The organism is Clostridium sp. (assembly GCF_032552055.1).
Classification (GTDB): Bacteria; Bacillota; Clostridia; order Clostridiales; family Clostridiaceae; genus Clostridium.
This window is the reverse complement of the sequence record NZ_JAWGSV010000118.1, coordinates 1-9451: the sequence shown is the minus strand read 5'-3', so window position 1 is coordinate 9451 and position 9451 is coordinate 1. Positions and strand designations below refer to the sequence as shown.

At 30.2% G+C, this 9451-nt stretch carries 10 protein-coding genes and 1 pseudogene; all 11 read right to left on the bottom strand.

Going from position 1 to position 9451, the window contains the following annotated elements:
* Window positions 1–310, bottom strand: a pseudogene (locus tag E6248_RS09345) (penicillin-binding protein 2); the annotation flags it as partial.
* Between the two features lie 51 nt (window positions 311–361).
* Window positions 362–979 carry a uridine kinase gene (gene udk, locus E6248_RS09340; protein ID WP_316340549.1) on the bottom strand — a complete coding sequence of 206 codons (618 nt, stop codon included), beginning with the start codon at window positions 977–979 and terminating at the stop codon, window positions 362–364.
* Window positions 980–1000: 21 nt separating this feature from the next.
* Window positions 1001–2236, bottom strand: a complete 1236-nt coding sequence (locus E6248_RS09335) for a U32 family peptidase (protein WP_316340548.1) — start codon at window positions 2234–2236, stop codon at window positions 1001–1003.
* Between the two features lie 5 nt (window positions 2237–2241).
* The gene (locus E6248_RS09330; protein WP_136004705.1) at window positions 2242–2886 is read right to left on the bottom strand and encodes an O-methyltransferase; all 645 of its coding nucleotides are present in this window, start codon (window positions 2884–2886) and stop codon (window positions 2242–2244) included.
* A gap of 30 nt (window positions 2887–2916) precedes the next feature.
* Window positions 2917–3927 (bottom strand): endolytic transglycosylase MltG, encoded by a 1011-nt coding sequence (gene mltG / locus E6248_RS09325; RefSeq protein WP_316340547.1) that lies wholly within the window; start codon window positions 3925–3927, stop codon window positions 2917–2919.
* Window positions 3928–4014: 87 nt separating this feature from the next.
* Window positions 4015–5841 carry a translational GTPase TypA gene (typA, locus tag E6248_RS09320; protein ID WP_316340546.1) on the bottom strand — a complete coding sequence of 609 codons (1827 nt, stop codon included), beginning with the start codon at window positions 5839–5841 and terminating at the stop codon, window positions 4015–4017.
* Between the two features lie 152 nt (window positions 5842–5993).
* Complete coding sequence (locus E6248_RS09315) at window positions 5994–7661, bottom strand: ribonuclease J (protein ID WP_316340545.1); 1668 nt, start codon at window positions 7659–7661, stop codon at window positions 5994–5996.
* A 72-nt stretch (window positions 7662–7733) separates the two neighbouring features.
* Window positions 7734–8204: a Fur family transcriptional regulator gene (locus tag E6248_RS09310; RefSeq protein WP_316340544.1), complete on the bottom strand. Its 471-nt coding sequence runs from the start codon at window positions 8202–8204 to the stop codon at window positions 7734–7736.
* Between the two features lie 32 nt (window positions 8205–8236).
* Window positions 8237–8509, bottom strand: a complete 273-nt coding sequence (locus E6248_RS09305; protein WP_316340543.1) for a DUF1292 domain-containing protein — start codon at window positions 8507–8509, stop codon at window positions 8237–8239.
* A gap of 77 nt (window positions 8510–8586) precedes the next feature.
* Complete coding sequence (gene ruvX, locus E6248_RS09300) at window positions 8587–9003, bottom strand: Holliday junction resolvase RuvX (RefSeq protein ID WP_316340542.1); 417 nt, start codon at window positions 9001–9003, stop codon at window positions 8587–8589.
* 45 nt (window positions 9004–9048) lie between these two features.
* Window positions 9049–9306 (bottom strand): IreB family regulatory phosphoprotein, encoded by a 258-nt coding sequence (locus tag E6248_RS09295; RefSeq protein ID WP_136004690.1) that lies wholly within the window; start codon window positions 9304–9306, stop codon window positions 9049–9051.
* Window positions 9307–9451: the final 145 nt, after the last annotated feature.

Here is a 9451-nt window from a genome sequence, read left to right as displayed (position 1 = left end):
TAATAAAATTAAGAGCCATTAAATCCTCTAGTGTTTCTTCATAGTTATTTAACATAAAAGGCTTAGTATCTAAAACTAATATATATTTTTTATTATATTTTGTTAAATCTCTTCCATTTGCATCTAAAACTTTGTATTTATTTTGTGCTATAGTTTCATATTGATAGTTTTCAATATCCCCAGAAACTATCTTAGAAGGATGTATTAAAAGAAAATATAGTCTTACTACTAAAAATAAACTTATTATCGAGAATAAACCACTTACTAATAATATCCTTTTATTATTAATTTTATTATTTTTTTTAAACAAAAAAACACCTCCCTAGGCTTAATTCTAGCCTTGGAAGGTATTGTTTATTCATTATTTTAAAATATCTTTTATTTTAGTTACAAGTATGTCTATTGCAACTTTATTTTGTCCGCCTTCTGGAACTATAATATCTGCATATCTTTTAGTTGGTTCTGTAAACTGTAAGTGCATAGGCCTTACAACTTCTAAATATTGAGTTACAACTGAATCTACAGTTCTTCCTCTTTCGTTTATATCTCTAACTAATCTTCTTAAGATTCTTATATCAGCATCTGTATCAACATATACTTTAATATCTAAAAGATCTCTTAATCTTTCATCTTCTAAAACCAATATACCTTCAACAATTATTATACGTCTAGGATATACCTTAATAGTTTCTTTTGCTCTATTATGACAAGAAAAATCATATATAGGCTTATCTATAGCCTCACCCTTCATTAAAGTTTCTAAATGAGCTATTAATAAATCATTATCAAAAGCTCTTGGATGATCATAGTTAGTTTTAACTCTTTCTTCCATAGATAGATGACTTTGATCTTTATAATACATATCTTGTTGAATCATGGCAATACATTCTGTTGAAAAGCTTGAATATATCGCATCTGCAATACTACTTTTACCTGATCCTGTTCCACCAGTTATTCCAATTAGTATTGGCTTTTCCATTATAGTTCCTCCTTCTTATGTTTAAAGCTCTAAAACTCTTTTACCTTTAACTAACATATCATTTTCCTTAAGCTCAGTATCTACTTTAACCTTAAACATCATATGTGCTCTGTTCGCTACATTTGTTGCTTTGTTCTTTTCAATATCAAACATATCATTTAATTTAACATTAAAATATGGTGTATGTGCTCTTAGAATTTCTACTTCATCACCTTCAAAAACTCTGTTCTTTTGAAGAATTGTAGCTTCTTTAGTTTCTTTATCATAACTCTTAACTACTCCAACTATATCATAATCTCTTACATATGAAGATCCTTCGTAGTTTTGTTCACCAGTTTTTCCAAAGAAGAATCCAGTGTGATATTGCCTATGACTAATTTTAAGAAGTGTTTCAAGCCATTCTTCCTTAAACTTATATCCTTCTGGATTTTCAAAATAAGCATCTATTGCTTCTCTATAAGCTTTAACTACTGAAGCAACATAAAACTCACTCTTCATTCTACCTTCAATTTTAAATGAATGTACTCCACTTTTAATAAGTTCTGGAATATGATTTATCATACATAAGTCTTTAGAGTTCATAATGTATGTTCCATTATCATCTTCAATTACTGGATAATATTCATTTGGTCTTGTTTCCTCTACTAAATAATACTTATATCTACAAGCATTAGAACATATACCCTTATTAGCATCTCTTCCTAACATATAATTAGAAATTAAGCATCTTCCTGAATATGCAACACACATTGATCCATGTATAAATACTTCAAGTTCGCATTCCTCAGGTATATTTTCCTTAATAACATTTATTTCATTAAAAGTTAATTCTCTTGCTAAAACTACTCTCTTAACACCTTGTTCATACCAGAACTTAGTTGCCATCCAGTTAGTAACGTTAGCTTGAGTACTTAAATGTATCTCTAAATCTGGAGCTGCAGTTCTTGCTGCCATAATTATTGAAGGGTCTGCAACTATTATTGCATCTACTCCTAAATTATAAAGACCTTTTATATAATCTTCTACTCCTGTTAAATCATGATTTCTTGGGAATACATTCATAGTTACATATAATTTCTTCCCTCTATCATGACAGTATTTAATTCCTTCAGCCATTTCTTCATTAGTAAAGTTATCAGAAAAGGCTCTTAAATTTAATCTTCCTCCACCTATATAAACGGCATCCGCTCCAAAATCGATGGCTATTTTTAATTTTTCTAGGCTCCCTGCTGGTGCTAAAATCTCTGGCTTTTTCATTATTCTTACCTCCTTTTAGTCACTGCAATTCCATCCCCCATTGGTATTACAGAAGTTATTAAATTTTCATCCTTAGAAACTATGTCTAAGTATTTTCTCATTCTTTTTACTATAGTTATTTTTCTCCTCTTAACTAAATCATTAGATGCTACCATTCCCCTAAATAATACGTTATCGGCAACTATAATTCCATCTTCCTTTAGAAGTCTTAAACAATGTGGTAAAAAGTGATTGTAATGACCTTTACCTGCATCCATAAAAATTAAGTCATAAGGTTCCTCTAAGCTTTCTAAAACTTCAAGACAATCTCCTGCTTTAATCTCTATTTTATCCTCTAAATTGTATTTTTTAAAGTTTTCACTAGCATATTTTATCATATTTTCATCACGTTCTATAGTAGTAATACTTGCCTTATATCCAGAAGCTTCATACATTAATATTGCAGAATAGCCTATTGCAGTACCAAGTTCTAATATCCTTAAGGGTTTCTTCATACTAACCATAAACTCTAAAAATTTAGCTGTTTCTTTTTGAGCTATAGGAACTTTATGCTCCTTTGCAAAATCTTCTAACTCTTTAAACTTATCAGTAGATTCTGGTATTAAGCTCCTTATATAATCTTCCATATAATCATGGGTAATTCCACTCATGGTCTTCCTCCAAAATAGTAAGTAATTATATTAGTAACCAAGTTCCTCTTGTTTTCTTAAAAAATCTTCATCATCATTTGTGAAATAATGACTGTTATCATCCTTTAACACGTAAAATAGATAATCTGTACTTTCAGGTTTTAATGTAGCCTTAATTGACTCTATACCTGGATTAGAAATTGGTCCTACTGGCAATCCATAATTTTTATAAGTATTATAAGGTGATTCTATTTCTAAGTCATCATAGGTAACTATATTTACATGTTTCCCTAGAGCATAAATAACAGTTGCATCGATTTGAAGTTTCATATCGATATTTAGTCTATTAACTATCACTGAAGCTATAGTAGGTCTTTCATTATCTAATCTAGCTTCCTTTTCTATCATTGATGCAATTGTAACTACTGTTTCTATATCTTCATCTTTAACAGTTACATTTGTAGCTTTACTAGCTTCATCCAGCATTTCCTCAAATCTTTTAATCATCTTATTTATTATTTCTTTAGGTGTTTCACCAATTTCTATTATATATGTATCTGGAAATAAATATCCTTCTAAATTATATCTCTTTTCTTCATTAGGTTTAACATAAGAAGGCAACGGATATTCTTTAACTGCTAAAATAAAATCATTTTTACTGCAAATTCCTTCATCCTCTAGCTTACTAGCTATATCCTCTATAGAATATCCTTCAGGTACAGTAAATTTAACTTTATTTAATGAAGATTCAGTATTTAATGCATTAATTATCTCTTCTACAGATGAACCATTAGATAATAAATATTCACCTGGTTTAACATCCACGCTTTTATCTAAAACCTTAACATATAACTTTATAATAGGTACACTCTTAAGCTTCTTGTCTTCTGCTAGCTTATTTATAATACTATAAAAATTATCCCCATCTTCAACTCTTACTACTATATCTTCATTTCCTTTTAAAGGATTATTTATTACAGAAACAAAATATACTGATGATATAAGTATAAATAATAATAATATTATAATAATAGTTATAGTTTTTTTACTTAAAGTTTTCATAAAAACCCCCTACATAGAAAGTAAATAGCCTAATTTAGACTATTTACCCTATTATAATACTTTTCTCTTTAGTAATAAAGATTTTTATTATTTTTTGTTTCTACTTACTATTCTTCTTCTTTCTCCAGAATCTAAGATTCTCTTTCTCATTCTTATGTTTTCTGGAGTTACTTCTACTAATTCATCAGCATTTATGAATTCAAGACATTGTTCTAATGACATTTGTCTTGGTGGTGTAAGCTTTACTGCATCATCAGAACCTGATGCTCTAGTATTTGTAAGCTTTTTACCCTTACATATATTTATATCTATATCTTCAGCTCTAGAACATTCTCCAACTATCATACCTTGATAAACAGGAACTCCTGACCCTATAAATAATGTTCCTCTTTCTTGTGCATTGAATAATCCATAAGCTATAGCATCTCCTTCTTCGAATGAACAAATAGATCCTCTACTTCTTCCTGGAAGTTCTCCTTTATAGCTATCATAACTATGGAATACGTGGTTCATTATACCATTACCTTTAGTATCAGTCATAAACTCATTTCTAAATCCAATTAATCCTCTTGCAGGTATAACAAATTCTAATCTTGTATATCCATTAACAGCTGAAGTCATATTAACCATTTCAGCTTTTCTTGGTCCAAGTTTTTCCATAACAGGTCCCATAAATTCTTCTGGAACATCAATTGTTAAGTATTCCATCGGCTCTAGCTTCTTACCATTTTCCTCTTTTAAGATAACACTAGCCTTTGAAACTTGGAATTCATATCCTTCTCTTCTCATAGTTTCTATTAAGATTGATAAGTGAAGTTCTCCTCTTCCTGAAACCTCAAAACAATCTGGTGATATTTCATTAACTCTTAAACTTACGTTAGTTTCAAGTTCTTTTAATAATCTATCTCTTAAATGTCTTGAAGTAACAAAGTCACCTTCTTTTCCAGCAAACGGAGAGTCATTAACCATAAAGTTCATGCTTAATGTTGGTTCATCAATTTCAACAAATGGTAGGGCTTCTGGATTTAAAGCATCTGCTATAGTTTCTCCTATATTACAATCAGGAATACCACTTAATGCAATAATATCTCCAAGTGCAGCTTCTTGTGCATCTTCTCTATTTAAACCATTATATGTAAATATACTTGAAACCTTGTAGTTTGAAGTGCTTCCATCTTGTCTAACTAATGCAACTTGTTGATTCTTTTTAACTTTACCTCTATGAATCTTTCCAATTGCTATTCTTCCTACATACTCATTAGTATCTAAAGTAGTAATAAGCATTTGGAATGGTCCATCTAATTCTCCCTTTGGTGGTTCAACATTTTCTATAATAGTGTCAAATAATGGTACCATATCATTATTTGTATCTTCTACATTATATCTTGCAAAACCTTCTCTAGCAGATGCATAGATTATTGGGAAATCTAATTGATCATCATCTGCACCAAGCTCTATAAACAGTTCAAATACTTCATCTATAACTACTTCAGGTCTAGCATTTGGTTTGTCTATTTTATTTATAACAACTATAGGTTTAAGACCTAACTCTAAAGCTTTCTTTAAAACGAACTTTGTTTGTGGCATTGGTCCTTCATATGAGTCAACTACTAATAATACTGAGTCAACCATCTTAAGAACACGTTCAACTTCTCCACCGAAATCAGCATGTCCTGGAGTATCAACAACGTTAATCTTAACATCATTATACATAAGAGCTGTATTCTTAGAAAGAATAGTGATTCCTCTTTCTTTTTCTAAATCATTTGAGTCCATTACTCTTTCTTCAACTTTTTCGTTTGTTCTAAAAATATGACTACCTCTTAATAAAGCATCAACTAAGGTAGTTTTACCGTGGTCAACGTGCGCTATTATGGCAATATTTCTAATATCTTCTCTACTACTTAAATTCATTAAATTTCCTCCAATAAGGTTTCTTCATCAATGTAAACCTATAAATTATTTTTTCCAAAATAAAATTGGATACCTAGGCATCCAATTTTCTAATGATTTATTAAAACTATATTTATTCTAAGATTATTATAAAGAAATGTCAACCTAAAAGATTATATTTCCATTATAATCGGTAGAATCATCGGCTTTCTCTTTGTCTTTTCATATAAATATACTCTAAGATCATCTCTAACTTTAGACTTTAAGCTAGCCCAATCAGTAATATTGTTTTCTTCACATTCTCTTAGTGTTTGTTTAACTATTTCTTTAGCCTCGTCCATTAATCCTTCCGATTCTCTAACATATACAAATCCTCTAGAAATAATATCTGGCCCTGCAATAATTGAATTATTTTCCTTAGATAAAGTTACAACTACTGTTAATATACCATCTTGTGATAAATGTTTTCTATCTCTTAATACTATATTTCCAACATCTCCAACTCCTAAGCCATCAACGAATACCTGTCCAGAAGTTACTGTTCCATTTCTTCTAATATTATTTCTATTAACTTCAATAACTCCACCATTTTCAGGTATTAATACATTTCCTTCTGGCATTCCTAAAGATATAGCAAGTTCACCATGTTGTTTTAAATGTCTATATTCCCCGTGAACTGGAATAAAGAACTTTGGTTTAACTAAACATTGCATAAGCTTTAATTCTTCTTGACAAGCATGCCCAGAAACGTGAATTTCAGCTAATGATTTGTAAATTACTTCTGCACCCTTTTGGAATAATCTATTAATTACTTTGGAAACTAATTTTTCATTTCCAGGAATAGGCGTAGCAGAAATAATTACAGTGTCACCTTCTACAATATTTACCTTTCTATGTTCAGAGTTTGCCATTCTAGCAAGCGCTGACATAGGCTCACCTTGACTACCTGTAGTTATTATAACAACTTGATCATTATTATATTTATTAATTTGATCTATACCCACTAGTATATCTTTTTCAAATTCTAAATATCCAAGCTCAGCAGCTACAGCAACTATATTTTCCATACTTCTTCCTGATACAGCAACTTTTCTTCCATGCATACTTGCAGCATCTATAATTTGCTGTATTCTATGAACATTAGATGCAAATGTTGCAACAATCACTCTTCCTTTTGCTTTTGCAAAAAGTCTTGCAAAACTTTCACCTACAACTCTTTCAGATAAAGTATATCCAGGCTTTTCAACATTTGTTGAGTCAGCCAGCATAGCTAATACACCCTTCTTTCCTATTTCTGCAAATCTTGCAAAATCCATTGGCTCTCCATCAATAGGTGTATAATCTATTTTAAAGTCACCTGTGTGTAGTACTACTCCAAGTGGAGTATGAATTGCAATTGCAACAGAATCTGCTATTGAATGGTTTGTTTTTATAAATTCTACAGATACTGAATTTAATTTTATTACATCTCTTGGTTTTACTCTAACAAGCTCTGTTGAACCTAAAAGTCCATGCTCCTTAAGCTTTGTCTCAACTATTCCAAGAGTAAGTTTTGTTCCATATACAGGTACATTTAATTGTCTTAATACATAAGGTAATGCCCCTATATGGTCCTCATGACCGTGAGTTAAAAATATCCCTCTAATCTTTTCTTTATTTTTTAATAAATAACTTATATCTGGTATAACTAAATCTATACCGAACATATCTTCATCTGGGAATTTAAGTCCGCAATCAATAACTATTATATCTTCTTTATATTCTATCGCAGTTATATTCTTACCTATTTCATTAATCCCACCTAAAGGAATAATTCTAACCTTTGCCTTCTCGTTTTTCAATATGCCCCCTCCTTCTTCTAAAATATGTAATTCAAGGGATTGCTTTCAAACAAAGCATCCTCTTTCATCCTATTAATTTTCTTTTAATTCCATTTTACTTTGACACTTTCTACAAATACCAAAGAATTTAACGCTATGATCTAATATCTTAAACCCATGAGATCTTTCAACCTCTTCCTCTAATTCATCTAAAAGGTCATCTTGCACTTCTATTACACATTTGCACTCATTACAAACTAAGTGATGATGCCTATGCCCTTCATCTTTACGAACTAGTTCATATCTACTACAACCATCATTTAAATCAAGCTTGCATATAACTCCTAGCTCTTCTAATAAGATTATAGTTCTATATACAGTTGCTAAACCTATCTCTGGGCAATTTTTCTTTACCTCATCATATATTTCTTCTGCAGTTAAATGCTCGCCTTCCTTTTCAATAATAGTATCTACTATGGCTCTTCTTTGAGGCGTCAATTTATATCCTTTTTGTTTTAAGTCTTCCTTTAAAACATTAAAATCTACACTACTTGAGTGTTCCACACTCAACACCCCTTTCTTTACTTTTTTATTTACTATTCTTCTGAAAAAATAGTATCATATGCTTCTTGCACTGCTGCAAGTTCTACTTCATCATCTATAGGTATAAGTAAATCATCTCCATCTTCATCTACTCCTACCTTTAACGCAAAGACATCTTCTTCAGTATAATCATTGTCATAAACTATAACATACTCACTCTTTTCTTCAGTCTCTGGGTTAACTATATCAAAAAATGCTACTACATTTAATTTTACTAACTTTCCATCTTCATCATATAATTCTAATTGCTTTAAATCTTTATCCATAAAATAAACTCCTTTTTTATAATTGTAATTTTTACCTTTAAACTTGTCAATAATAATTTTCAATTGAAACTCAAAAATCATTTATTACTTAGTCTATCTAAATAACCTTGAAGTATGTAAATTGCTGCAATTTTATCTACTATTTTTTTTCTCTTTCCTCTTGATAAATCAGCCTCTAACATAGCTTTATGAGCAGCTACTGTAGTAAGTCTCTCATCCCACATTTCAACCTTAATTCCAGTGTATTCCTTTATAAGCTCTGAAAACTCTTGAACCTTTTCTCCAGATTCTCCTATAGTTCCATTCATATTTTTAGGAAGACCAATTACTATTGTTTCTACAGAATATTCAGTACAGATCTTTTTTATATCCTCAAGATCCTTTTCTTTCTTACTTCTTCTTATAGTAGTAATCCCTTGTGCAGTCCATCCTAATGGATCACTTATAGCAACTCCTATTGTCTTTGAGCCGATATCTAAACCTAATATCCTCATTTTATCTCCTTAAACACAAAGAGTGCCCGAATTAACGGGCACTCTTTATTTTATTTCTAAATAAGATTTTATAACTTCCTCAAGAATTTCGTCTCTTTCAAGTTTTCTTAGTAAAGCTCTTGCTCCGTTGTAGCTTGTAATGTAAGAAGGATCACCTGAAATAAGATATCCAACTAGTTGGTTTACTGGATTATAACCTTTTTCTTGTAACGCATTATAAACATCTGTTAATATTGATTTAGTCAAATCTCCTTTGTTGATGCTTAAATTAAACTGCATTGTTTGATCTAAGTTATTATTCATACAATCACTGCAAATTGCAGCTCCACCTCCTTACTTATATTTAGTTAATAGTTTCCTAGTTATAGTATTTCTTAAATTTTTAATTCTATACAAGGTTTCTTAAATTAATTATATTATACCTCATAAAACTTTAAAAGTATATAAG